This is a genomic window from Escherichia sp. WS2035, assembly GCF_046487065.1.
Lineage (GTDB): Bacteria > Pseudomonadota > Gammaproteobacteria > Enterobacterales > Enterobacteriaceae > Escherichia > Escherichia coli.
This window is the reverse complement of the sequence record NZ_JBJQKD010000001.1, coordinates 390,924-414,169: the sequence shown is the minus strand read 5'-3', so window position 1 is coordinate 414,169 and position 23,246 is coordinate 390,924. Positions and strand designations below refer to the sequence as shown.

The 23,246-nt window shown below is 52.0% G+C and carries 24 protein-coding genes; 15 read left to right on the top strand and 9 right to left on the bottom strand.

The genetic code is table 11. The features are described 5' to 3' along the window. The first annotated feature begins 5 nt into the window (after positions 1-5). The 10 genes from citD to uspG all read left to right on the top strand — a co-directional run bounded on the left by citD (position 6) and on the right by uspG (position 8,016). Entirely contained in the window at positions 6-302 is a 297-nt protein-coding gene (gene citD / locus ACJHX4_RS01990; protein WP_000700703.1) for a citrate lyase acyl carrier protein, read from the top strand. Further along, a complete protein-coding gene (citE, locus tag ACJHX4_RS01985; RefSeq protein WP_000622357.1) occupies positions 299-1,207 on the top strand; it encodes a citrate (pro-3S)-lyase subunit beta in 909 nt (302 codons plus the stop codon). The genes citD and citE overlap by 4 nt, the downstream gene beginning before the upstream one ends. A 10-nt stretch (positions 1,208-1,217) precedes the next feature. Continuing rightward, positions 1,218-2,750, top strand: coding sequence for a citrate lyase subunit alpha (citF, locus tag ACJHX4_RS01980; RefSeq protein ID WP_001295860.1), 1,533 nt, complete (start codon positions 1,218-1,220; stop codon positions 2,748-2,750). A 3-nt stretch (positions 2,751-2,753) separates the two neighbouring features. Continuing rightward, positions 2,754-3,305 carry a citrate lyase holo-[acyl-carrier protein] synthase gene (gene citX, locus ACJHX4_RS01975; RefSeq protein ID WP_000550407.1) on the top strand — a complete coding sequence of 184 codons (552 nt, stop codon included), beginning with the start codon at positions 2,754-2,756 and terminating at the stop codon, positions 3,303-3,305. After that, on the top strand, positions 3,280-4,158 hold the full coding sequence (gene citG, locus ACJHX4_RS01970; protein WP_000062475.1) for a triphosphoribosyl-dephospho-CoA synthase CitG: 879 nt from the start codon (positions 3,280-3,282) through the stop codon (positions 4,156-4,158). Before citX ends, citG begins: the two co-directional genes overlap by 26 nt. A 50-nt stretch (positions 4,159-4,208) precedes the next feature. Further along, the gene (citT, locus tag ACJHX4_RS01965; RefSeq protein ID WP_000050328.1) at positions 4,209-5,672 is read left to right on the top strand and encodes a citrate/succinate antiporter CitT; all 1,464 of its coding nucleotides are present in this window, start codon (positions 4,209-4,211) and stop codon (positions 5,670-5,672) included. A 113-nt stretch (positions 5,673-5,785) separates the two neighbouring features. After that, positions 5,786-6,592: a ribonuclease I gene (rna, locus tag ACJHX4_RS01960; protein WP_001295857.1), complete on the top strand. Its 807-nt coding sequence runs from the start codon at positions 5,786-5,788 to the stop codon at positions 6,590-6,592. Between the two features lie 229 nt (positions 6,593-6,821). After that, the gene (gene rnk / locus ACJHX4_RS01955) at positions 6,822-7,232 is read left to right on the top strand and encodes a nucleoside diphosphate kinase regulator (RefSeq protein WP_000089731.1); all 411 of its coding nucleotides are present in this window, start codon (positions 6,822-6,824) and stop codon (positions 7,230-7,232) included. 142 nt (positions 7,233-7,374) lie between these two features. Further along, positions 7,375-7,464: a small membrane protein YldA gene (yldA, locus tag ACJHX4_RS01950; protein ID WP_001287361.1), complete on the top strand. Its 90-nt coding sequence runs from the start codon at positions 7,375-7,377 to the stop codon at positions 7,462-7,464. A 123-nt stretch (positions 7,465-7,587) separates the two neighbouring features. Then, positions 7,588-8,016 carry a universal stress protein UspG gene (gene uspG / locus ACJHX4_RS01945; protein WP_001295855.1) on the top strand — a complete coding sequence of 143 codons (429 nt, stop codon included), beginning with the start codon at positions 7,588-7,590 and terminating at the stop codon, positions 8,014-8,016. Positions 8,017-8,136: 120 nt separating this feature from the next. On the opposite strand, the gene ahpF is transcribed toward uspG, so the two are convergent. Then, positions 8,137-9,702 carry an alkyl hydroperoxide reductase subunit F gene (gene ahpF / locus ACJHX4_RS01940; protein ID WP_000887629.1) on the bottom strand — a complete coding sequence of 522 codons (1,566 nt, stop codon included), beginning with the start codon at positions 9,700-9,702 and terminating at the stop codon, positions 8,137-8,139. A gap of 170 nt (positions 9,703-9,872) precedes the next feature. Further along, positions 9,873-10,436 carry an alkyl hydroperoxide reductase subunit C gene (gene ahpC, locus ACJHX4_RS01935; RefSeq protein ID WP_000052796.1) on the bottom strand — a complete coding sequence of 188 codons (564 nt, stop codon included), beginning with the start codon at positions 10,434-10,436 and terminating at the stop codon, positions 9,873-9,875. Between the two features lie 371 nt (positions 10,437-10,807). Between ahpC and dsbG the strand changes: the two genes are divergently transcribed. From dsbG to ACJHX4_RS01915, 4 genes are all read left to right on the top strand, one after another. Further along, positions 10,808-11,554 (top strand): thiol:disulfide interchange protein DsbG, encoded by a 747-nt coding sequence (gene dsbG / locus ACJHX4_RS01930; RefSeq protein ID WP_001295854.1) that lies wholly within the window; start codon positions 10,808-10,810, stop codon positions 11,552-11,554. 204 nt (positions 11,555-11,758) lie between these two features. After that, complete coding sequence (gene citR, locus ACJHX4_RS01925; RefSeq protein ID WP_001295853.1) at positions 11,759-12,661, top strand: DNA-binding transcriptional repressor CitR; 903 nt, start codon at positions 11,759-11,761, stop codon at positions 12,659-12,661. 146 nt (positions 12,662-12,807) lie between these two features. Then, positions 12,808-14,028 carry a phosphoadenosine phosphosulfate reductase gene (locus ACJHX4_RS01920; protein ID WP_000029772.1) on the top strand — a complete coding sequence of 407 codons (1,221 nt, stop codon included), beginning with the start codon at positions 12,808-12,810 and terminating at the stop codon, positions 14,026-14,028. Then, positions 14,001-14,630 (top strand): IbrB-like domain-containing protein, encoded by a 630-nt coding sequence (locus tag ACJHX4_RS01915; protein ID WP_000502950.1) that lies wholly within the window; start codon positions 14,001-14,003, stop codon positions 14,628-14,630. The genes ACJHX4_RS01920 and ACJHX4_RS01915 overlap by 28 nt, the downstream gene beginning before the upstream one ends. Here ACJHX4_RS01915 and ybdL read toward each other — a convergent pair whose 3' ends face one another. Further along, positions 14,631-15,791 (bottom strand): methionine-oxo-acid transaminase, encoded by a 1,161-nt coding sequence (ybdL, locus tag ACJHX4_RS01910; RefSeq protein ID WP_000183901.1) that lies wholly within the window; start codon positions 15,789-15,791, stop codon positions 14,631-14,633. A gap of 108 nt (positions 15,792-15,899) precedes the next feature. Here ybdL and hcxA point away from each other — a divergent pair, with 108 nt between their 5' ends. Next, positions 15,900-16,988 (top strand): hydroxycarboxylate dehydrogenase HcxA, encoded by a 1,089-nt coding sequence (gene hcxA / locus ACJHX4_RS01905; protein ID WP_001120425.1) that lies wholly within the window; start codon positions 15,900-15,902, stop codon positions 16,986-16,988. A 9-nt stretch (positions 16,989-16,997) separates the two neighbouring features. On the opposite strand, the gene ACJHX4_RS01900 is transcribed toward hcxA, so the two are convergent. The 6 genes from ACJHX4_RS01900 to entE all read right to left on the bottom strand — a co-directional run bounded on the left by ACJHX4_RS01900 (position 16,998) and on the right by entE (position 23,237). After that, entirely contained in the window at positions 16,998-17,195 is a 198-nt protein-coding gene (locus ACJHX4_RS01900) for a YbdD/YjiX family protein (RefSeq protein WP_000460431.1), read from the bottom strand. 112 nt (positions 17,196-17,307) lie between these two features. Next, entirely contained in the window at positions 17,308-19,413 is a 2,106-nt protein-coding gene (cstA, locus tag ACJHX4_RS01895; RefSeq protein WP_001043115.1) for a pyruvate/proton symporter CstA, read from the bottom strand. Positions 19,414-19,593: 180 nt separating this feature from the next. After that, positions 19,594-20,007: a proofreading thioesterase EntH gene (entH, locus tag ACJHX4_RS01890; RefSeq protein WP_000637953.1), complete on the bottom strand. Its 414-nt coding sequence runs from the start codon at positions 20,005-20,007 to the stop codon at positions 19,594-19,596. A 2-nt stretch (positions 20,008-20,009) separates the two neighbouring features. Continuing rightward, positions 20,010-20,756 (bottom strand): 2,3-dihydro-2,3-dihydroxybenzoate dehydrogenase EntA, encoded by a 747-nt coding sequence (gene entA, locus ACJHX4_RS01885; protein WP_000347643.1) that lies wholly within the window; start codon positions 20,754-20,756, stop codon positions 20,010-20,012. After that, positions 20,756-21,613: an enterobactin biosynthesis bifunctional isochorismatase/aryl carrier protein EntB gene (entB, locus tag ACJHX4_RS01880; RefSeq protein WP_000997105.1), complete on the bottom strand. Its 858-nt coding sequence runs from the start codon at positions 21,611-21,613 to the stop codon at positions 20,756-20,758. The genes entA and entB overlap by 1 nt, the downstream gene beginning before the upstream one ends. 13 nt (positions 21,614-21,626) lie before the next feature. Further along, positions 21,627-23,237, bottom strand: coding sequence for a (2,3-dihydroxybenzoyl)adenylate synthase EntE (entE, locus tag ACJHX4_RS01875; RefSeq protein ID WP_000026831.1), 1,611 nt, complete (start codon positions 23,235-23,237; stop codon positions 21,627-21,629). Positions 23,238-23,246: the final 9 nt, after the last annotated feature.

Sequence of the window (23,246 nt, the reverse complement as noted above, 5' to 3'; positions counted from 1 at the left end):
GAAAAATGAAAATAAACCAGCCCGCCGTTGCAGGCACCCTTGAGTCTGGGGATGTGATGATACGCATCGCCCCACTCGATACGCAGGATATCGACCTGCAAATCAACAGCAGCGTTGAGAAACAGTTTGGCGATGCAATTCGCACCACCATTCTGGACGTTCTCGCCCGCTACAACGTGCGCGGCGTACAGCTGAATGTCGATGACAAAGGCGCACTGGACTGCATTTTACGTGCACGACTGGAAGCCCTGCTGGCACGCGCCAGCGGTATCCCGGCTCTGCCATGGGAGGATTGCCAATGATTTCCGCTTCGCTGCAACAACGTAAAACTCGCACCCGCCGCAGTATGTTGTTTGTGCCTGGTGCTAATGCCGCGATGGTCAGCAACTCCTTCATCTACCCGGCTGATGCCCTGATGTTTGACCTCGAAGACTCCGTAGCATTGCGTGAAAAAGACACCGCCCGCCGCATGGTTTACCACGCGCTGCAACATCCGCTTTATCGCGATATTGAAACCATTGTGCGTGTAAACGCGCTGGATTCCGAATGGGGTGTTAACGACCTGGAAGCCGTCGTTCGCGGTGGTGCGGACGTTGTGCGTCTGCCGAAAACCGATACCGCTCAGGATGTTCTGGATATCGAAAAAGAGATCCTGCGTATCGAAAAAGCCTGTGGTCGTGAACCCGGCAGTACCGGCCTGCTGGCGGCGATTGAATCTCCGCTGGGCATTACCCGCGCAGTGGAAATCGCTCACGCTTCCGAGCGTTTGATCGGTATCGCCCTCGGCGCAGAAGACTATGTGCGCAACCTGCGTACAGAACGCTCCCCGGAAGGAACTGAACTGCTGTTCGCTCGCTGCTCCATTTTGCAGGCCGCGCGCTCTGCGGGTATTCAGGCGTTCGATACCGTCTATTCCGACGCTAACAACGAAGCCGGATTCCTGCAAGAAGCCGCCCACATCAAACAGCTGGGCTTTGACGGCAAATCGCTGATCAACCCGCGTCAGATTGATCTGCTGCACAACCTCTACGCACCGACCCAGAAAGAAGTGGATCACGCCCGCCGCGTCGTAGAAGCCGCTGAAGCCGCCGCTCGCGAAGGCCTCGGCGTGGTTTCCCTGAACGGCAAGATGGTGGACGGTCCGGTTATCGATCGCGCCCGTCTGGTGCTCTCCCGTGCAGAACTTTCCGGCATCCGCGAAGAATAAGGCAATCAAAATGACGCAGAAAATTGAACAATCTCAACGACAAGAACGGGTAGCGGCCTGGAATCGTCGCGCTGAATGCGATCTTGCCGCTTTCCAGAACTCGCCAAAGCAAACCTACCAGGCTGAAAAAGCGCGCGATCGCAAACTGTGCGCCGATCTGGAAGAAGCGATTCGTCGCTCTGGTTTACAGGACGGCATGACGGTTTCCTTCCATCACGCTTTCCGTGGCGGTGACCTGACCGTCAATATGGTGATGGACGTCATCGCGAAGATGGGCTTTAAAAACCTGACTCTGGCCTCCAGCTCCCTGAGTGATTGCCATGCGCCGCTGGTAGAACACATTCGCCAGGGCGTGGTTACCCGCATTTATACCTCTGGCCTGCGCGGTCCACTGGCGGAAGAAATCTCCCGTGGTCTGCTGGCGGAACCGGTGCAAATCCACTCTCACGGCGGACGTGTGCATCTGGTACAGAGCGGCGAACTGAATATCGATGTGGCTTTCCTCGGCGTCCCGTCCTGTGATGAATTCGGTAATGCCAACGGCTACTCCGGTAAAGCCTGCTGCGGCTCCCTCGGCTATGCAATGGTTGATGCCGACAACGCAAAACAGGTCGTGATGCTTACCGAAGAACTGCTGCCTTATCCGCATAATCCGGCAAGCATTGAGCAAGATCAGGTTGATCTGATCGTCAAAGTTGATCGCGTTGGCGATGCTGCAAAAATCGGCGCTGGTGCTACCCGTATGACCACTAACCCGCGCGAACTGCTTATTGCCCGTAGCGCTGCGGATGTGATTGTTAACTCTGGCTACTTCAAAGAAGGTTTCTCCATGCAGACCGGCACCGGCGGCGCTTCGCTGGCGGTAACCCGTTTCCTGGAAGACAAAATGCGTAGCCGCGATATTCGCGCCGACTTCGCCCTCGGCGGTATTACCGCGACGATGGTTGACCTGCACGAAAAAGGTCTGATCCGCAAACTGCTGGATGTGCAGAGCTTTGACAGCCAAGCTGCGCAATCGCTGGCCCGTAACCCCAATCACATCGAAATCAGCGCCAACCAATACGCTAACTGGGGGTCGAAAGGCGCATCGGTTGATCGTCTCGACGTGGTGGTACTGAGTGCGCTGGAAATTGACACCCAGTTCAACGTTAACGTGCTGACCGGCTCTGACGGCGTACTGCGTGGTGCTTCCGGTGGTCACTGCGATACCGCGATTGCCTCTGCGCTTTCCATCATCGTCGCGCCGCTGGTACGCGGTCGTATTCCGACGCTGGTGGATAACGTGCTGACCTGCATCACCCCGGGCTCCAGTGTCGATATTCTGGTCACAGACCACGGCATCGCTGTTAACCCGGCACGTCCGGAGCTGGCAGAACGTCTGCAGGAAGCGGGGATCAAAGTGGTTTCTATTGAGTGGCTGCGTGAACGTGCGCGTCTGCTGACCGGTGAACCACAGCCGATTGAATTCACCGACCGCGTCGTTGCCGTTGTGCGTTACCGCGATGGCTCGGTGATCGATGTTGTGCATCAGGTGAAGGAATAAGCCATGCACCTGCTTCCTGAACTCGCCAGCCACCATGCGGTGTCAATTCCCGAGCTGCTCGTCAGCCGGGATGAAAGGCAAGCACGGCAACACGCCTGGCTCAAGCGCCATCCTGTTCCACTGGTCTCCTTTACCGTGGTTGCGCCAGGGCCGATTAAAGACAGCGAGGTCACACGCCGAATTTTTAATCATGGCGTGACAGCCTTGCGTGCCTTAGCCGCAAAACAGGGCTGGCAAATTCAGGAGCAGGCTGCACTGGTTTCCGCCAGCGGGCCGGAGGGCATGTTGAGCATTGCCGCCCCGGCTCGCGACCTCAAGCTCGCCACCATTGAGCTTGAACATAGTCATCCTCTCGGGCGGTTATGGGATATCGATGTCCTGACGCCCGAAGGCGACATTCTCTCCCGCCGCGATTATTCACTGCCGCCTCGCCGCTGCCTGTTGTGCGAGCAAAGCGCAGCTGTTTGCGCGCGTGGAAAAACCCATCAACTGACCGATTTACTCAACCGCATGGAGGCGCTGCTAAACGATGTCGATGCCTGCAACGTCAACTAAAACCACAAAGCTTGCGACGTCATTAATTGATGAGTACGCCCTGCTGGGCTGGCGCGCCATGCTGACTGAAGTCAACCTGTCACCGAAACCAGGCCTCGTGGATCGCATTAACTGCGGTGCGCACAAAGATATGGCGCTGGAAGATTTCCACCGCAGCGCGCTGGCGATTCAGGGCTGGTTACCCCGTTTCATTGAATTTGGTGCCTGTAGTGCAGAAATGGCACCGGAAGCGGTACTCAACGGATTACGCCCAATTGGTATGGCTTGCGAAGGTGATATGTTCCGCGCCACTGCGGGCGTAAACACGCATAAAGGAAGCATTTTTTCTTTAGGGCTACTGTGTGCGGCAATTGGCCGTTTGCTTCAGCTCAACCAGCCGGTAACGCCAACAACCGTTTGTTCTACGGCGGCAAGTTTCTGCCGTGGCCTGACCGATCGCGAACTGCGTACCAATAATTCACGACTGACGGCAGGTCAACGGTTGTACCAGCAGCTTGGCCTTACCGGCGCACGCGGTGAAGCCGAAGCAGGTTATCCACTGGTAATCAACCACGCCTTGCCGCATTACCTCACTCTGCTGGATCAGGGGTTAGATCCTGAACTGGCACTGCTCGATACCTTGCTCCTACTGATGGCTACCAACGGCGATACCAACGTTGCATCGCGCGGTGGCGAGGGGGGCCTGCGCTGGCTACAGCGCGAGGCGCAAACACTATTAAACAATGGGGGCATCCGAACCCCCGCCGATCTCGATTATCTCCGGCAGTTCGACAGGGAGTGTATCGAACGAAATCTCAGTCCAGGCGGCAGTGCCGACCTGCTGATTCTTACCTGGTTTTTAGCACAGATTTAATTATTTAAGCACTTGATAAATTTGGAAATATTAATTTTCGGAGAACCCGTATGTCTTTAGCAAAAGATAATATATGGAAACTATTGGCGCCCCTGGTGGTGATGGGTGTCATGTTTCTTATCCCTGTACCTGACGGTATGCCGCCGCAGGCGTGGCATTACTTTGCAGTGTTTGTGGCAATGATTGTCGGCATGATCCTCGAGCCAATTCCGGCAACGGCGATCAGTTTTATTGCGGTTACTATTTGCGTTATTGGCAGTAATTACCTGCTCTTTGATGCCAAAGAATTAGCTGACCCAGCGTTTAATGCGCAAAAACAGGCGCTGAAATGGGGTCTGGCTGGTTTTTCCAGCACCACGGTATGGCTGGTATTTGGCGCATTTATTTTTGCATTAGGGTATGAAGTTTCCGGGTTAGGCCGTCGTATTGCCCTTTTCCTGGTGAAATTCATGGGGAAACGCACGCTGACGTTGGGTTATGCGATTGTCATTATCGACATTCTGCTGGCACCGTTTACACCGTCCAACACCGCGCGTACCGGGGGTACGGTTTTTCCGGTCATTAAAAACCTGCCGCCGCTGTTTAAATCATTCCCGAACGATCCGTCCGCGCGTCGTATTGGCGGCTATTTGATGTGGATGATGGTCATTAGTACCAGTCTGAGTTCGTCCATGTTTGTCACCGGTGCGGCACCAAACGTGCTGGGTCTGGAGTTCGTCAGCAAAATTGCCGGTATCCAGATTAGCTGGTTGCAGTGGTTCCTCTGCTTCCTGCCGGTTGGGGTTATCTTGCTTATCATTGCGCCGTGGCTTTCCTACGTGCTGTACAAACCGGAAATCACACACAGTGAAGAAGTGGCAACCTGGGCGGGTGATGAACTAAAAACCATGGGTGCGCTGACGCGCAGAGAGTGGACGCTGATTGGCCTTGTATTGCTCAGCTTAGGTTTGTGGGTATTTGGCAGTGAAGTCATTAATGCTACTGCGGTAGGTCTGCTGGCAGTTTCGCTGATGCTGGCGCTGCACGTTGTGCCGTGGAAAGACATTACTCGCTATAACAGCGCATGGAACACGCTGGTCAACCTGGCAACGCTGGTTGTTATGGCGAATGGCCTGACCCGTTCTGGCTTTATCGACTGGTTCGCCAACACGATGAGTACACACCTGGAAGGCTTCTCACCAAACGCAACGGTGATTGTACTGGTTCTGGTGTTCTACTTTGCACACTACCTGTTTGCCAGCCTGTCTGCGCACACCGCAACCATGCTGCCGGTTATTCTGGCCGTCGGTAAAGGGATTCCGGGCGTACCAATGGAACAACTGTGTATCCTGCTGGTGCTGTCTATCGGTATCATGGGCTGTCTGACGCCTTATGCAACCGGTCCTGGGGTGATTATTTACGGCTGTGGCTATGTGAAATCAAAAGATTACTGGCGTCTTGGCGCAATCTTCGGGGTGATTTACATCTCTATGCTGCTGTTGGTTGGCTGGCCGATTCTCGCCATGTGGAACTAATACGTTCGCCAAACGCTGAATAAATCATCACGCCCGCCAGGTAAGCCCACCTGGCGGGCTTTTTTATGATTTAATAGATAATATTCAGTGTATGTATGAGTTCCACACCCATTATGAAAGCATTCTGGCGTAACGCCGCGTTGCTCGCGGTTTCTCTGCTTCCCTTCTCTTCTGCCAACGCCGTGGCGTTGCAGGCAAAACAGTATGGCGATTTTGATCGCTATGTCCTGGCCCTCTCCTGGCAAACCGGATTTTGCCAGAGTCAACACGATCGAAATCGTAACGAACGAGATGAATGTCGCCTGCAAACCGAAACGACCAACAAAGCTGATTTTTTGACCGTACATGGTCTGTGGCCAGGATTGCCTAAATCGGTTGCTGCCCGTGGTGTTGATGAACGCCGCTGGATGCGCTTCGGTTGCGCTACTCGCCCAATCCCGAATCTGCCAGAAGCACGCGCCAGCCGGATGTGTTCATCGCCGGAAACCGGGTTATCGCTGGAAACGGCAGCTAAACTAAGTGAAGTCATGCCAGGAGCTGGCGGACGTTCCTGCCTGGAACGCTACGAATATGCCAAACACGGTGCCTGCTTTGGTTTTGATCCAGACGCATACTTCGGCACGATGGTACGCCTGAATCAAGAAATTAAAGAGAGCGAAGCCGGAAAATTCCTTGCGGATAACTACGGTAAAACAGTGAGCCGCCGTGACTTTGATGCCGCCTTTGCCAAAAGCTGGGGAAAAGAGAACGTGAAAGCAGTTAAGCTAACGTGCCAGGGTAACCCTGCGTATTTGACTGAAATTCAGATCTCGATCAAAGCTGACGCCATCAACGCTCCGCTTTCTGCCAACTCATTCTTGCCACAACCACACCCAGGCAACTGTGGCAAAACCTTTGTGATTGATAAAGCAGGTTATTAATCCTCTGATTTACAAAACACGCTAATTCGTCTTCCATAAACCATGACGATTAAGATTTATACATAATGCGCTACATTGAGGAATTCCCTGAATGTGACGCAAATCACTTCAAAGAGTGAGCAACAGTCAGTATCATCATGTGAGTTAAACCCTCGCCGCCTGACGGTGAGGGTTTTCTTTTGGGTATGTTTATCTGCGACACTCGCAGTACCGACGACATGGAGTAAAAATGTCCAGACCAACTATCATCATTAACGACCTGGATGCCGAACGCATCGATATTCTGCTGGAGCAACCCGCCTATGCTGGTTTGCCAATCGCCGACGCGTTAAACGCAGAGTTGGATCGCGCCCAAATGTGTTCGCCAGAAGAGATGCCACACGACGTGGTGACAATGAACAGCCGGGTTAAATTCCGCAATCTTAGCGATGGCGAAGTGCGTGTGCGCACGCTGGTGTATCCGGCAAAAATGACCGATAGCAATACTCAGCTTTCCGTTATGGCTCCGGTAGGTGCCGCACTGCTGGGGCTGCGCGTTGGCGATTCCATTCACTGGGAACTTCCGGGCGGCGTTGCAACCCACCTTGAAGTGCTGGAACTCGAATACCAGCCAGAAGCTGCTGGCGACTACCTGCTTTAATCCCATCTGCACAAGCGATAACTCGCTTTGCCCAGAGGATGCACTCGCATCCTCTTTCCGCTCAAATATCAACCAGATTTATCATTTTGCTCTTAAGCGCAGCATTCTAATCTGAACTGGTTATTCATCTGCGGAACCTCATATGAGCGAAGCTCTCGGTATCACTGCATTTTATATATTCATAGCAGCAATTATTGTTGCTGCAGTGCTATACCTTGAACAACGCTGGTAGCGCCTGGTTTTATTTATTTTCCAGCTCAATAGCAAATTCAGATCAAATCAGCCTCGCAAATTATAGATTCATAACCAATAATGTGCTGTTATGTATACATGCAAAAACAAGGAGAGAATGCTTATGTACAAAACAATCATCATGCCAGTGGATGTTTTCGAAATGGAATTGAGCGACAAAGCGATTCGCCACGCTGAATTCCTCGCCCAGGATGACGGAGTTATTCATCTACTTCACGTACTACCGGGGTCAGCCAGCCTGAGCCTGCACCGTTTTGCCGCTGATGTACGTCGTTTTGAAGAGCATCTGCAACATGAAGCAGAAGAACGTTTGCAAACGATGGTCAGCCACTTCACCATCGATCCTTCCCGCATTAAGCAACATGTCCGTTTTGGTAGTGTGCGGGATGAAGTTAACGAGTTAGCGAAAGAACTTGATGCAGATGTAGTAGTGATTGGTTCGCGTAACCCATCAATTTCAACTCATCTGTTGGGTTCTAACGCCTCGAGCGTAATCCGCCACGCCAATTTGCCGGTGCTGGTTGTGCGTTAATTGCCAGAATAAGTCTCCCGCCCTGCCCGGAGCCATCCCTGCAGGGCTTTTTAATGCCATAAAAAAGCCGCCAGGTTTGACCCCGGCGGCTAAGCAATTACAGGTGAATCTTACTTCTTCTTATGCAGTTTTGGTGCGAATCAGGTAGTCAAAAGCACTCAGAGAGGCTTTGGCACCTTCGCCAGTGGCGATGATGATCTGCTTGTACGGAACCGTCGTACAGTCACCCGCTGCGAACACGCCTTTGACGTTGGTTTCGCATTTCGCATCAATGATAATCTCGCCCATGCGATTACGTTCGACTGCGCCTTCCAGCCAGTTGGTGTTCGGCAGCAGACCAATCTGGACGAAAATACCGGCCAGTTCGATGTTGTGAATATCGCCGCTGACACGATCGCGATATTCCAGACCTACGACTTTGCTACCGTCGCCTTTCACTTCCGTGGTTTGCGCATTCAGAATAATGTCGACGTTTTTCAGGCTGCGTAGTTTGTCCTGCAGAACCTGGTCGGCTTTCATTTCTGGCGCAAATTCCAGCAGCGTTACGTGCTCAACGATACCCGCCAGGTCAATTGCCGCTTCCACGCCGGAGTTACCGCCGCCGATAACCGCTACGCGTTTGCCTTTAAACAGCGGGCCGTCGCAGTGCGGGCAGTAGGTCACGCCTTTGGTGCGATACTGATCTTCGCCAGGAACGTTCATGTTGCGCCATTTTGCACCAGTCGCCACGATAATGCTGCGTGCTTTCAGTACCGCGCCAGAAGCTGTTTCAATCTGATGCAGGCCGCCTTCAACCGCTGCCGGGATCAGTTTGCTCGCGCTCTGGCTGTCGATCACATCAACGTCGTATTCATCAACATGAACTTTCAGCGCACCTGCCAGTTTCTGGCCTTCGGTCTTCGGTACAGAAATGTAGTTTTCGATATCAACGGTATCGAGGATCTGACCACCAAAACGTTCGCCCATCAGACCGGTACGGATGCCTTTACGTGCGGAGTAAATTGCTGCCGCTGCACCCGCAGGGCCGGAACCAACGATTAATACGTCATAAGCATCACGCTTGTTCAGCTCTTCTGCCGCACGTTTTTCCGCACCAGTATCAATTTTGGCAACGATTTCAGTCAACGTCATGCGGCCCTGACCAAACTCTTTCCCGTTTACGAACACTGCCGGAACGCCCATCACGTTGCGATCGGTGATTTCGTTCTGGAAGGTGCCGCCGTCAATTGCAGTGTGCTTGATGCGCGGGTTCAGTACGCTCATCAGGTTCAGCGCCTGCACCACGTCCGGGCAGTTGTGGCAAGAGAGCGAATAATAGGTTTCGAATTCAAAATCACCGTCAATATGGCGAATCTGCTCCAGCAGAGACTGCGCTTCTTTCGACGGATGACCACCGGTCCACAACAACGCCAGTACCAGCGAGGTGAACTCGTGGCCCAGCGGGGAACCTGCAAAACGTGGCCCCTGGTTGGAACCAGGGTTGGTAATCAGGAAAGACGGCTTACGCACCGGCAAGCTGTTATCTTCTTTAAAGGTGACTTTGTCTGACAGTTCTGCGATTTCAGCCAACAGTTCCTTGATTTCTGCCGATTTAGCGCTGTCATCCAGCGTGGCAATTAACTCAACAGGCTTGGTCAATTTCTCAAGGTAAGCCTTGAGTTGAGTTTTCATATTTGTGTCGAGCATGTTTATCTCCTGGGCTTTAAACATCATCATGCAAGCGGCCTCTGCGGCTAGCTGGATGCAGCTTGCATCATGGTGCGGGGAAGAAAATCGGGTGCCGCAGCACCCGAAGAATTAGGTGAATTTCCGAAGTATCTCGCGCCGGAGTTGATAGCGCGAAAGACGAAGGAAATTTAGATTTTACCAACCAGGTCCAGAGACGGAGCCAGAGTTGCTTCACCTTCTTTCCATTTAGCCGGGCAAACTTCACCTGGGTGAGAAGCTACGTACTGTGCTGCTTTGATTTTACGCAGCAGGTCAGACGCGTCACGGCCAATGCCTTCAGCGGTAACTTCGATTGCCTGGATGATACCCTGCGGGTCAACAACGAAGGTCGCACGGTCAGCCAGACCTTCATCTTCACGCATGTTGTCGAAGTTACGGGTCAGGGCGCCAGTCGGGTCGCCGATCATCGCATATTTGATTTTAGCGATGGTTTCAGAGCTGCTGTGCCATGCTTTGTGGGTGAAGTGAGTATCGGTAGATACTGCGTATACGTCTACGCCCAGTTTCTGCAGTTCTTCGTAATGGTCAGCAACGTCACCCAGTTCGGTCGGGCATACGAAAGTAAAGTCAGCCGGGTAGAAGAAGAAGACGCTCCAGCGGCCTTCGGTATCTTTTTCGGTGATTTCGATGAATTCGCCGTTTTTGAATGCCTGGTTTTTAAAAGGTTTAATTTTGGTGTTAATCAAGGACATCTATACTTCCTCCGTGTTTTCGATGAGATGTAAGGTAACCAATTTTTGCCGATTCGGCTAATGCGTTTCCATTATCAAATCGATAAGTTTTACCTTACAACCTTCGTAAGACAACTTTGTGAACTTTGCACCGCCAGCGGCGATAAAAAGTAAAATGGCCCCCTTTCCAGGTGACCGTGTAATCTGAACTACCCTTTGGTATCTTCAGCACCTGCCTGCAGGCTGAGGTGTTGCCCTTACAAATGCAACAACGACATGGATTACAACACCCTCATAAACAAAGGGCAATCACCTGATCTAAGCTCTTACCTATGACAGTGATAGGTTATGCCTTTTACTCGACTTTTGCACTGACTGAAAAGGACAAATTAATGTTAAAAAAGATACTTTTACTGGCCCTGCTTCCTGCAATCGCCTTCGCAGAGGAACTTCCTGCCCCAGTAAAAGCGATTGAAAAACAGGGTATTACAATCATCAAAACGTTCGATGCCCCTGGAGGAATGAAAGGTTATCTCGGTAAGTATCAGGATATGGGCGTCACCATCTACCTGACTCCAGATGGTAAGCACGCTATCTCTGGTTACATGTACAACGAAAAAGGTGAAAACCTGAGTAACACGCTTATCGAAAAAGAAATTTACGCACCCGCCGGACGTGAAATGTGGCAACGGATGGAACAATCCCACTGGCTCCTCGACGGTAAAAAAGACGCGCCGGTCATTGTCTACGTCTTCGCCGATCCGTTCTGCCCATATTGTAAACAGTTCTGGCAGCAGGCTCGTCCGTGGGTAGATTCTGGCAAAGTGCAATTGAGAACATTGTTGGTTGGGGTTATCAAGCCAGAAAGCCCGGCGACAGCAGCGGCAATTCTTGCCTCCAAAGATCCCGCAAAAACCTGGCAACAATATGAAGCCTCTGGTGGCAAGCTTAAGCTAAGCGTGCCTGCAAACGTAAGCACAGAGCAAATGAAAGTGTTAAGCGACAACGAGAAACTCATGGACGATCTGGGGGCAAATGTCACACCAGCTATCTATTACATGAGTAAGGAAAATACCCTGCAACAAGCCGTCGGATTACCCGATCAGAAAACGCTTAATATCATTATGAGGAATAAATAAAAGATAATTCATGGATGGTTGAAATACATCATTGCTTTTCAACCATCCTAAAAACGCATGAATTGCTCGTAACCCACCTGACAGCTATGCTATTTTAGAAAATCTTAATCCAAAGTTAAGCAGAAAAACATAATACATATAAATACAACAACATTATTGATCAAGTGAATGATTTATGGAAGAGACAATACAACGGAGTATGTTATGGCTAATCTTTATGATCTAAAAAAATTTGACCTCAATTTACTGGTTATATTTGAATGTATTTATCAACATCTCAGCATTAGTAAAGCGGCAGAATCATTATATATAACACCCTCTGCTGTTAGTCAGTCGTTACAACGTTTACGTGCGCAATTTAATGACCCGTTATTCATTCGCTCAGGGAAAGGTATCGCGCCGACTACAACAGGGTTAAACCTGCATCACCATCTTGAGAAAAATCTCAGAGGCCTTGAACAAACGATCAATATCGTTAATAAGTCTGAACTAAAGAAAAATTTTATTATCTACGGTCCTCAGCTTATTTCTTGTACTAATAACAACATGCTAATCCGCTGTCTTAGACAAGATACTTCAATCGATATAGAATGCCATGACATACTGCTTTCAGCTGAAAATGCCGAAGAACTGTTGGTTCAACGCAAAACTGACCTGGCAATTACGCTGCAACCAGTAATTAGTCGCTCTGTCATCTGCATGCCGTTACACACTATTCGCAATTCCCTTATATGTAGCAACAAACATCCTCGTATTACTGATACCAGTAACTATGAACAAATTATCGCCGAAGAATTCACCCTGTTGATATCTAAATCAGCAGGGATTGACGAAATTCAAATGGACATAGATGAACGTTTTATAAACCGTAAAGTTTCATTTCGCAGTTCTTCTTTGTTGACTATAATTAATAGCATTTCTGTTACTGACTTATTAGGCATTGTGCCCACCGAACTGTACGATTTACATCGTGACTTTTTGAAGTTAAAAGAAATAAAACTGGAACAACCTCTTCCTGCGGTTAAACTTTATATTTCCTATAACAAGGCTTCGTTGAACAACCTTGTCTTCTCTCGATTCATAGATCGTTTAAATGATAGCTTCTGATTCATTACCACTGACAAATAATATATTACGCATCAATTAATTCATTGTGTGAATATAAAATAATGTGCTCTATCTTGCTTCGTTTATCCTATAATTAGCGGATTCATCTCACGAGTCACCCCGTAACGTTCAGAGAGCGTTTTTAGATGTCTATTTATAAAATCCCGCTTCCACTGAATATTCTGGAAGCTGCAAAAGAACGTATTACCTGGACACTTAATACCCTACCCCGTATCTGTGTTTCTTTTTCGGGTGGTAAAGATTCCGGATTAATGCTGCATCTGACAGCTGAAATTGCCCGACAAATGGGCAAAAAAATCTGCGTTTTGTTTATCGACTGGGAAGCGCAGTTCTCATGCACTATTAACTATGTTCAGTCATTACGTGAGTTTTACGCCGATGTCATCGAAGAGTTTTACTGGGTTGCGCTCCCGCTTACGACGCAAAATTCCCTTTCTCAATACCAACCCGAATGGCAGTGCTGGGAACCTGATGTCGAATGGGTGCGTCAGCCCCCGCAAGATGCGATAACCGATCCTGACTTTTTCTCCTTTTACCAGCCTGGCATGACCTTCGAACAATTTGTGCGTGAGTTTGCTGAATGGTTTTCACAAAAACGTCCGGCGGCGATGATGATCGGCATCCGTGCAGATGAGTCCTACAACCGTTTTGTCGCCATCGCCAGTTTAAATAAACAACGTTTTGCCGATGATAAGCCCTGGACCACCGCCGCACCAGGCGGTCATAGCTGGTACATTTACCCCATCTACGACTGGAAAGTGGCTGATATCTGGACCTGGTATGCTAACCATCAACAGCTCTGTAACCCACTGTATAATATAATGTATCAGGCAGGCGTCCCTCTGCGTCATATGCGAATTTGCGAACCTTTTGGCCCGGAGCAACGGCAAGGATTATGGCTCTATCACGTTATCGAACCGGATCGCTGGGCTGCTATGTGCGCACGAGTCAGCGGGGTAAAAAGTGGCGGCATTTACGCCGGACATGATAATCATTTTTATGGTCATCGGAAAATCCTCAAGCCAGAACATTTAGACTGGCAAGAATATGCATTATTGCTGCTCAATAGCATGCCGGAAAAAACAGCGGAGCATTACCGCAATAAAATCGCCATTTATTTGCACTGGTATCAGAAAAAAAGCATCACGGTTCCACAAACTCAGCAAGGGGACATTGGGGCGAAAGATATCCCCTCCTGGCGGCGAATATGCAAAGTTTTACTCAATAACGATTACTGGTGTCGGGCATTATCATTTAGCCCTACGAAAGCGAAGAACTATCAGCGTTATAACGAACGGATAAAAGGAAAACGTAAGGAATGGGGGATACTATGCAACAACGATTAACGCAGGATTTAACCCAATTTCTCGCCAGCTTGCCGGAAGATGATCGCATCAACGCGATTAATGAAATCCGCATGGCGATCCATCAGGTTAGCCCCTTTCGTGAAGAGCCAGTGGATTGCGTTCTGTGGGTTAAAAACAGCCAACTTATGCCTAATGATTACAACCCAAACAACGTGGCACCACCCGAAAAAAAACTGCTGAAAAAATCCATTGAAATAGATGGTTTTACCCAACCCATTGTGGTCACGCATACGGATAAAAATGCCCTGGAAATCGTGGATGGTTTTCACCGCCATGAAATTGGTAAAGGCTCATCATCGTTAAAATTACGCTTAAAAGGTTATTTGCCGGTGACCTGTCTGGAAGGTACGCGTAATCAACGCATCGCCGCGACTATTCGTCATAATCGCGCTCGTGGACGTCACCAAATCACTGCCATGTCAGAAATCGTCCGAGAACTCAGCCAGTTGGGATGGGACGATAATAAAATTGGCAAAGAGCTGGGAATGGACAGCGACGAAGTGTTACGCCTGAAGCAAATTAACGGCCTGCAAGAGTTGTTTGCCGACCGTCAATTTTCCCGCGCCTGGACGGTTAAATAACTACAGCTGGCGCAGGCGTTCTGCTGCTGCCAGCAACGTCGATTCCTTCTTGGCAAAACAGAGACGAATCAGTTTATGTGGGAAGGGATCGGCGCAAAACACCGACAGCGGAATCGCCGCTACGCCGTGCTCCCGCGTCAGCCACTGGCAAAACTCAACATCATCCATCGTAGATACGGCGCTGTAATCCACCAGCAAAAAGTATGTACCTTCGCACGGTAAAATCTCCAGCCGACTTTCATTTAAGGCATTCACCAGAATATCGCGCTTCTGGCGATAAAAGTCCGGTAATGCAAGATAATGCTCAGGTTCTGCACGTAGCATATCGGCAAGCGCCAGTTGTGCCGGGGTATTCACCGAAAAGGTCAGATACTGATGCACTTTGCGGATCTCGGCGCTGATGGGCGCAGGCGCAACGCAATAACCCACTTTCCAGCCGGTCATATGATAGGTCTTACCAAACGATGACACCGCCACCGCTCGCTCACGCAATTGCGGATGCGCCAGCACGCTGGCATGGCCCTGTTGTGAAAAATTGATGTGCTCGTAGACTTCATCGCTAATGACAAAAATCTCGTGCCCGGCGATCGCCTGCCACAGAGCGGCGAAATCAGTCTGCTGCCAGACAGTTGCACTGGGGTTATGCGGGGTGTTGAGGATCACCAGTCGGGTGCGCTCGCTTAACAATGCGGCAAATTCCTGCCAGTCAACGCGAAAATGCGGCGGTTGCAGTGCAATACGTTTCACTATTCCCCCCGAAAGTGCGATGGCGGGGGCGTAACTGTCATAGCTGGGATCAAAACAAATCACTTCGTCGCCATTGCGCACCAATGCGGTTATCGCCGCGTATAACGCCTCCGTCGCCCCTGCCGTCACGGTGATATTGCTGTCGACATCCGGTTGATAGCCATACAGACGTTCCGTTTTCTGAGCAATCGCCTCGCGCAAGGCCTGCACGCCGGTCATGGGTGCGTATTGGTTTGCCCCCTGGGCAACGTGGTACGCCAGCCGCTCCTGTAAATAGCGCGGACCATCAAAATCAGGAAAGCCTTGCGAAAGGTTAATCGCCTGGTGTTGCTGCGCCAGCGCGCTCATCTTGGTGAAAATAGTGGTGCCAAGTTGTGGAAGTTTGCTTTGTGGAATCAGAGGGTTATTTGTCATTTTTATTGTACCTGACGAAGTTGCGTGTTGAAGGCACTATAACACGATGCTAGTATTTGGCAATCAAGACGTTTAGATGTCTAAATAAAACAATAAGGACAACACAACATGCCTCACAATCCTATCCGCGTGGTCGTCGGCCCGGCTAACTACTTTTCACATCCCGGAAGTTTCAATCACCTGCACGATTTTTTCACTGATGAACAACTTTCTCGCGCGGTGTGGATCTACGGCGAACGCGCCATTGCTGCGGCACAAACCAAACTGCCGCCTGCGTTTGAACTGCCAGGGGTAAAGCATATTTTGTTTCGTGGTCATTGCAGCGAAAGCGACGTGCAACAACTGGCGGCGGAGTCCGGTGACGATCGCAGCGTGGTGATTGGCGTCGGCGGCGGCGCACTACTCGACACCGCGAAAGCCCTCGCCCGCCGTCTCGGTCTGCCGTTTGTTGCCGTTCCGACGATCGCCGCTACCTGCGCCGCCTGGACACCGCTCTCCGTCTGGTATAACGATGCCGGACAAGCGCTGCATTATGAGATTTTCGACGACGCCAATTTTATGGTGCTGGTGGAACCGGAGATTATCCTCAATGCGCCACAAGAATATCTACTGGCGGGGATCGGTGACACGCTGGCGAAATGGTATGAAGCGGTGGTGCTGGCTCCGCAACCAGAAACGTTGCCGCTAACCGTGCGGCTGGGAATCAATAATGCGCAGGCCATTCGCGACGTCTTGTTAAACAGTAGCGAACAGGCGCTTGCCGATCAGCAAAATCAGCAATTAACGCAATCATTTTGCGATGTGGTGGATGCGATTATTGCTGGTGGTGGGATGGTCGGTGGTCTGGGCGATCGTTTTACGCGTGTGGCGGCGGCCCATGCCGTGCATAACGGTCTGACCGTTTTGCCGCAAACCGAGAAGTTTCTCCACGGCACCAAAGTCGCCTACGGAATTCTGGTGCAAAGCGCCTTGCTGGGTCAGGATGATGTGCTGGCGCAATTAACCGGGGCGTATCAGCGTTTTCATCTGCCGACTACGCTGGCGGAGCTGGAAGTGGATATCAATAATCAGGTGGAGATCGACAAAATGATTGCCCACACCCTACGTCCGGTGGAATCCATTCATTACCTGCCAGTCACGCTGACACCAGATACCTTGCGTGCAGCGTTCGAAAAAGTGGAATCGTTTAAAGCCTGACGTACAAATTTAGCAGCAGCGCGCGCCGCCTTTTCCACCATAGCGCGCGTCCTGCCGCTCACGGAAAAACTCCTCGTAGGTCATCGGCGTTTGATCGGGATGGTTAACCCGCATATGTTCGACATAGTTGTCGTAATCAGGCATACCAATCATCAGTTTCGCCGCCTGACCTAAATATTTTCCGGCTTTTGCCAGTGAATCAAACATCTAAACCTCCGGTAATACAAATGCCCTCCTGAATTAAGAGGGCTTAATTGCTATCAACACGCTCGGGCTGAGAGTAAGGGGAACGTTCAGCACATCCCCCCTCACTCTGACTTTAGTGCGCGCCTTTCGCCTGCGCCACGATCTCCTCGACATTTTCCGGCATCGGCTCATATGGCGTTTCTTTCGCCGTTGGCTTCGGCTCTTTCAATGCCGCCAGTGCCGTCTTAATCGAGAACAGCGCCAGAACCACCACGACCACCATAAAGAAGATGGTTAACCCGGCATCAAGACGGTTGTTGAACACCAGTTGCGCCAGTTGTGACTCAGTATACTGCGATGGAATATTGCCGCTGTCGATCATTGCCTGGAACTTGTTAGCAATCGCCAGGAATCCGACTTTCGCATCCGGGCTAAACGCTTTCTGCCAGCCTGCGGTCAGGGTACAAATCAGCAGCCAGGCCGTTGGTACCAGCGCCACCCAGGCGTAACGTTGACGTTTCATTTTGAACAGCACCACAGCACAAAGCATCAGCGCCATCCCTGCCAGCATCTGGTTGGCAATACCAAACAGCGGCCACAAGGTGTTAATACCGCCCAGCGGATCGACCTCGCCCTGATGCAGGAAGTAGCCCCACGCCAGCACGCACAGCGCCGTTGCCAGCAGGTTAGCAGGCAGTGAATCGGTCCGTTTCAGGCCCGGAGACACCACGCCCAGCAGATCCTGCAACATAAAGCGCGCAGCACGCGTACCCGCATCCACCGCCGTCAGAATAAACAGTGCTTCAAACAGAATGGCGAAGTGATACCAGAACGCCACATCCATCATGCCGCCCAGCGCACCGTGCAGAATGTAGGCCATCCCCACCGCCAGGGTCGGCGCACCGCCCGCACGGGAAATGATCGACTGTTCACCCACTTCGCTGGCAATCTGGTTTAGCGTATCCGGGGTAATCGCAAAGCCCCAGCTACTCACCACCTGCGCGGCAGAAGCAACCACATCCGCCGTCCCTGCCGGAGCCAGCACCGCCATCGGGCTGTTCATGGCGAAGTACACACCCGGATCGATGATACAGGCGGAAACCAGTGCCATAATCGCCACAAAGGATTCCATTAACATCCCGCCGTAGCCGATAAAGCACGCCTGCCCTTCGTTCGCCAGCATCTTCGGCGTGGTGCCGGAAGAGATCAGCGCATGGAAGCCAGACACCGCGCCACAGGCGATGGTGATAAACAGGAACGGGAACAGGTTACCGGTCCATACCGGGCCAGTGCCATCGACAAATTTAGTTAGCGCAGGCATGGTCAGCGTCGGGCGCATAATTAAAATGCCCACCGCCAGACCGACGATAGTCCCGATTTTCAGGAAGGTTGAGAGGTAGTCACGCGGAGCCAGCAGCAACCACACCGGCAGCACCGCCGCCACAAAACCGTAGCCCACCAGCATCCAGGTCAGCTGCACGCCGGTAAAGTCAAAGTACGGTGCCCAGGTCGGGCTTTCTGCCACCCAGCCGCCAGAGATAATGGCGAAAATCAGGAACACCAGACCAATTACCGACACTTCGCCAATACGCCCCGGACGCAAATAGCGCAGGTAGATCCCCATAAACAGCGCCAGCGGAATGGTGAACGCAACGGTATACGTTCCCCACGGGCTATGAGTCAGGGCTTTCACCACAATCATCGCCAGCACGGCAAGGATAATGACCATGATCATAAAGCAGGCCACCAGCGCTATCACCCCGGCGGTTGGTCCCATCTCTTCTTTGACCAGCTCACCCAGCGAGCGACCGTCACGGCGCGTAGAAACAAACAGCACCATGAAATCCTGCACCGCACCGGCGAGAACCACCCCGGCGAGCAGCCAGATCATCCCTGGCAGGTAACCCATTTGCGCCGCCAGTACCGGCCCAACCAACGGACCTGCTCCGGCAATGGCCGCAAAATGGTGACCGAACAGCACTTTTTTGTCCGTCGGCACATAGTCCAGCCCGTCGTTATGGCGCACCGCTGGCGTCATACGCGTCGGGTCAACCGCCAGCACATTTTTGGCGATATACAGGCCATAAAAACGGTAGGCGATTAGATAGATACAGACCGACGCCACCACAATCCACAGCGCGTTGATCTGTTCCCCACGATTTAAAGCAATGTATCCCAGAGCAAATGCTCCCATTACAGCGAGCACTGTCCAGACGAGGTATTTCCCTGATTTGTTCATAGTTGTTATCCGTGTGCGTGTCCATAGAGATGTTACATTTTGTTTCTATAACATCTTTGTACAATTTAACAACACAGCAACCATGTAAATCGGAATTGAAACCAATATTTAACTTAACAATGTTAACTCGATCACTCCGTTAACCGAGTTTTCCTGCAATCTCATTTAATTCTGTCGGGCTCATCCCAAAACTGCCGTACCCAGCCGACAGGTGCAGCAGCGCCGCCCCTGTTCATCGAAAACGACGATTTCCCAGCTCTGATTTTGTCGTCCAAGATGCAGCGGCTGGCAGACACCGCGCACCTTTCCCTCAGACACCGGGCGATGATGTGTGGCGTTAAGTTCCGTGCCCACCACACACTGTCCGTCGCGGGTCATCATAAATCCGGCCATCGATCCCAGCGTTTCCGCCAGCGCCGCCGACGCGCCGCCATGCAGCAGGCCAAACGGCTGATGAGTACGGGTATCAACCGGCATTTCGGCTTCGAGTACATCATCGCCCAGACGGGTATACACAATTCCCAGATGCGCCACCATTGTGTTATCGCTGGTGGCGTTCAGCTCGTCGAGCGTTAAATGACGTTTCCAGATCATGCTTATGCCCCCAGCGTTGAGCCGCCATCGACCACAATATCCTGTAGGGTAATATGGCTGGCGAGGTCAGAGGCGAGGAACAAAATCGTGTTGGCGATCTCTTGTGGACAGGCGATTTTCCCTAGCGGAATGCCGAGTTTAAACTGCTCGCCAAAGCCGCGAATACGCTGCTCTTCGGCGTCATCGCTCACCCACAGCGTGCGTTGCATATCGGTGTCGGTGGAGCCCGGCGAAACCACATTACAGCGCACGCCGCTACCCGCCAGTTCCAGCCCGACGCTCAACGCCAGGCTTTTCAGCGCCGCTTTCGACGCGCCATAAGCACTCATACCAATACGCGGCGTGTGTGCGGCGTCGGACGCAACAGTAACAATCGCCCCGCCCCGCTGACGGCGAAACTGGTTCATGGTCTGCTGAAACAGGTTAAACGCACCGCCGACGTTGACCGCAAAAGTCTGCTGCCAGTCCTCTTTACTGAGCTGATCGGTCGCGCCCATGCGCAAAATTCCCGCCGCATTGACCAGCACGTCCAGTCGCTCCGTTTCAGCTAACAGTCGCTGACATACCTGCGCCACCTGCGCAGCATCGGCAACATCCATTACTTCGGTCGCAAAAGGATATTGCTCCTGACTAAACGCTTGATCAAAACCTGTAACTTTCGCCCCCGCCTCAACAAATGCCAGCGCCGTGGCGTAGCCTATACCTTTCCCCGCGCCAGTTACCCAGACATTTTTACCGCTGAAATCCATTATTTCACCTCGCGGGAGAGTAGCTTCCACCAGGCGTCGATGGTCGGGTTTTTCGCCAGCATGACAAAGTCGATATCGCCATGCACTTTGCGCCAGCGCGCCGCCAGCGCCATCATGCGCACCGAATCCAGACCGTAGTCGATCAGGTTGTCGTCATCGAAGGGTTCATCGGACTCGTCCAGCAACGGCAGGATCACCTCACGCAGCGCCGCTTTGCTGGCGGGGATAGGTGCTGGCAGCAATTCTTCGGTCATCACCACCCGACCAGAACGTCCGGCCACATATTTCAGCGACATCAAATGCTCGTCACGGCTGAAATCGGCCAGCGCATCCGCCACCATAAACGGTTTAATATCGCGCATAAATGCGTCCGTTGCGGTGGTCATACAGCCAATGTGGGCATATACCCCGGTAATAATCAGCTGGTTACGTCCACTCTCTTTGAGCATTTGCTCCAGCGGAGAACGATGAAATGCGCTGTAGCGCCATTTCACCAGCACCGTGTCGTCGGCATCTGGCGTCAGGCGATCCACCACCTTTTGCTGTTCCGGCGAACGGGTCAGGCCAGGCCCCCACATATCATTCAACAGCGCCCGATCTTCATCGCTCTGCTCTTTCGGCTGGGCGGTGTAATAAACCGGGATATTGTGCTGTTTGCAGTAGTCGCGTAGTGCCGCAATATTCGCGATCACCTGCTCCATCATCGGGCAGTTCTCACCCCAGAAGCTGACAAAATAGTCCTGCATATCATGGATTAACAACGCGGCACGTTGCGGTTCAAAGGCCCAGTCGACTTTATTCTGCGGAATATCGTGAGGCTCCGGCAGTGCGTAAGCCTGTAATTTTGGAATAGCCATCGTGTTCTCTCCTTCAGGCTGATGTGCGTGACGCCAGCCACTGACGTAATTGTTTTTTATCGACTTTCCCGACCGCCGTCAGCGGAAGTGAATCTACACACTCCACGCGATCCGGTAATTTAAATTCGGCAATACCCTGTTCACGCAGGAAACGACGCACCTGCACCGCGCGCAGCGGCTCTTTTACCACCAGATAAGCACAGCTTTTTTCGCCCATCAGCTCATCTTCCATGCTCACCAGTGCGGCGTAGATCACCGCCGGATGGCGCAGCAGCAGGTTTTCGATCTCTTCGGCAGCGATCTTCTCGCCGCCACGGTTGATCTGATCTTTCTCGCGCCCCTGCACAGTGATGTAACCCTCTGGATCAATAGAGATCAGATCGCCGGAACAGTAAAAACCGTTGGCATCAAAGGCGCTGGCATTGTGCTGCGGGCTTTTGTAATAGCCACGGAAAGTGTACGGCCCGCGCGTCATCAGGCGTCCAACTTCCCCTTGCGGCAGTGGATTTCCTTCGGCATCGGCAACCCATACTTCATCGTCCGGGCACATTGGGTAACCCTGGGTATGGATAATTTTCTCCGCACTATCATCAAGACGGGTGTAGTTCACCAGCCCTTCCGCCATGCCAAACACCTGCTGCAACTGGCAGCCAATCTCAGCGGGAATACGCGCCGCAAGCGTGGCAGAAAGACGTGCGCCGCCGACCTGTAACAGTTTCAGCGAGGCAAGCTGCGCCCGGCTTTCGCCTTCAGCCAGTGCCTGCAACCACAGGCTGACTGCTGGCGGCACCAGCGCGGTGACGTTCACCTGATGTTTTTCAATCAATGGGAAGCAAAGCGTGGCGCTGGGGTCGGCAGCCAGAACGACAGTGCCGCCAGCGAGAAATACCCCCAACGATCCCGGTGAACTCATGGCGTAGTTATGAGCCGCCGGGATCGCGCACAGGTAGCGCGTCTGTTGTGTGAACTGACAAATCTCGACGCTACGACGCACGCTGTAGTAGTAGTCGTTATGAGTGCGCGGGATCAGTTTCGGAGTGCCGGTGGTGCCGCCGGAAAGCTGGAAATAGGCCACTTCATCAGCAGGAGATGGCGTGGCAGTAAAATCCTCAGCCGGATGGTTAATCGCATCCTGCAAGTTATGCTCACCGCTGTCGTTGAGCAGCTGCACCACGCGAATGGAAGAATGCTCTGCAACAAATGTGTTGAGGAAATCATCCCCGCTAAATAGCGCATGTTGGCGATCGGCAATCAGTAACGCCGGTTCAATCTGGCTGGCATAGGCGTTCAGTTCACTACGCTGATGGCTGAACAGCGCCAGCACCGGCGCAACGCCCAGTTTCAGCAGCGCGAAAAAGGTAATGTAAAGTTCAGCGACGTTACCCAGTTGTACCAGCGCGGTTTCACCAGGTTTAATGCCCTGACGGCGCAAACTACAGGCGAGGTTATCCGCCGCCTGATTCAGCTCCCGGTAACTCAACTGCCACTCGCCGTCGATCACCGCGATGCTGTCACTCGCAGCGTGGCGAGTCAGAATGTCGGTCAGTGGCAAATCCTGCCAGTAGCCTTTTTCCCGATAGCGACGGGCAAACTCTTCCGGCCATCGGGTGAATGGAATGCTCATCCTCGCTCC

What these genes read in the sequence shown, in the direction of transcription:
- entE (WP_000026831.1), bottom strand. Translation starts at nt 23,237, where the DNA reads ATGAGCATTCCATTCACCCGATGGCCGGAAGAGTTTGCCCGTCGCTAT.
- entH (WP_000637953.1), bottom strand. Translation starts at nt 20,007, where the DNA reads ATGATCTGGAAACGTCATTTAACGCTCGACGAGCTGAACGCCACCAGC.
- citD (WP_000700703.1), top strand. Translation starts at nt 6, where the DNA reads ATGAAAATAAACCAGCCCGCCGTTGCAGGCACCCTTGAGTCTGGGGAT.
- rnk (WP_000089731.1), top strand. Translation starts at nt 6,822, where the DNA reads ATGTCCAGACCAACTATCATCATTAACGACCTGGATGCCGAACGCATC.
- ACJHX4_RS01900 (WP_000460431.1), bottom strand. Translation starts at nt 17,195, where the DNA reads ATGTTTGATTCACTGGCAAAAGCCGGAAAATATTTAGGTCAGGCGGCG.
- entA (WP_000347643.1), bottom strand. Translation starts at nt 20,756, where the DNA reads ATGGATTTCAGCGGTAAAAATGTCTGGGTAACTGGCGCGGGGAAAGGT.
- yldA (WP_001287361.1), top strand. Translation starts at nt 7,375, where the DNA reads ATGAGCGAAGCTCTCGGTATCACTGCATTTTATATATTCATAGCAGCA.
- cstA (WP_001043115.1), bottom strand. Translation starts at nt 19,413, where the DNA reads ATGAACAAATCAGGGAAATACCTCGTCTGGACAGTGCTCGCTGTAATG.
- citT (WP_000050328.1), top strand. Translation starts at nt 4,209, where the DNA reads ATGTCTTTAGCAAAAGATAATATATGGAAACTATTGGCGCCCCTGGTG.
- ahpC (WP_000052796.1), bottom strand. Translation starts at nt 10,436, where the DNA reads ATGTCCTTGATTAACACCAAAATTAAACCTTTTAAAAACCAGGCATTC.
- dsbG (WP_001295854.1), top strand. Translation starts at nt 10,808, where the DNA reads ATGTTAAAAAAGATACTTTTACTGGCCCTGCTTCCTGCAATCGCCTTC.
- uspG (WP_001295855.1), top strand. Translation starts at nt 7,588, where the DNA reads ATGTACAAAACAATCATCATGCCAGTGGATGTTTTCGAAATGGAATTG.
- ybdL (WP_000183901.1), bottom strand. Translation starts at nt 15,791, where the DNA reads ATGACAAATAACCCTCTGATTCCACAAAGCAAACTTCCACAACTTGGC.
- entB (WP_000997105.1), bottom strand. Translation starts at nt 21,613, where the DNA reads ATGGCTATTCCAAAATTACAGGCTTACGCACTGCCGGAGCCTCACGAT.
- citG (WP_000062475.1), top strand. Translation starts at nt 3,280, where the DNA reads ATGTCGATGCCTGCAACGTCAACTAAAACCACAAAGCTTGCGACGTCA.
- citX (WP_000550407.1), top strand. Translation starts at nt 2,754, where the DNA reads ATGCACCTGCTTCCTGAACTCGCCAGCCACCATGCGGTGTCAATTCCC.
- citR (WP_001295853.1), top strand. Translation starts at nt 11,759, where the DNA reads ATGGCTAATCTTTATGATCTAAAAAAATTTGACCTCAATTTACTGGTT.
- ahpF (WP_000887629.1), bottom strand. Translation starts at nt 9,702, where the DNA reads ATGCTCGACACAAATATGAAAACTCAACTCAAGGCTTACCTTGAGAAA.
- ACJHX4_RS01915 (WP_000502950.1), top strand. Translation starts at nt 14,001, where the DNA reads ATGGGGGATACTATGCAACAACGATTAACGCAGGATTTAACCCAATTT.
- ACJHX4_RS01920 (WP_000029772.1), top strand. Translation starts at nt 12,808, where the DNA reads ATGTCTATTTATAAAATCCCGCTTCCACTGAATATTCTGGAAGCTGCA.
- citF (WP_001295860.1), top strand. Translation starts at nt 1,218, where the DNA reads ATGACGCAGAAAATTGAACAATCTCAACGACAAGAACGGGTAGCGGCC.
- hcxA (WP_001120425.1), top strand. Translation starts at nt 15,900, where the DNA reads ATGCCTCACAATCCTATCCGCGTGGTCGTCGGCCCGGCTAACTACTTT.
- citE (WP_000622357.1), top strand. Translation starts at nt 299, where the DNA reads ATGATTTCCGCTTCGCTGCAACAACGTAAAACTCGCACCCGCCGCAGT.
- rna (WP_001295857.1), top strand. Translation starts at nt 5,786, where the DNA reads ATGAAAGCATTCTGGCGTAACGCCGCGTTGCTCGCGGTTTCTCTGCTT.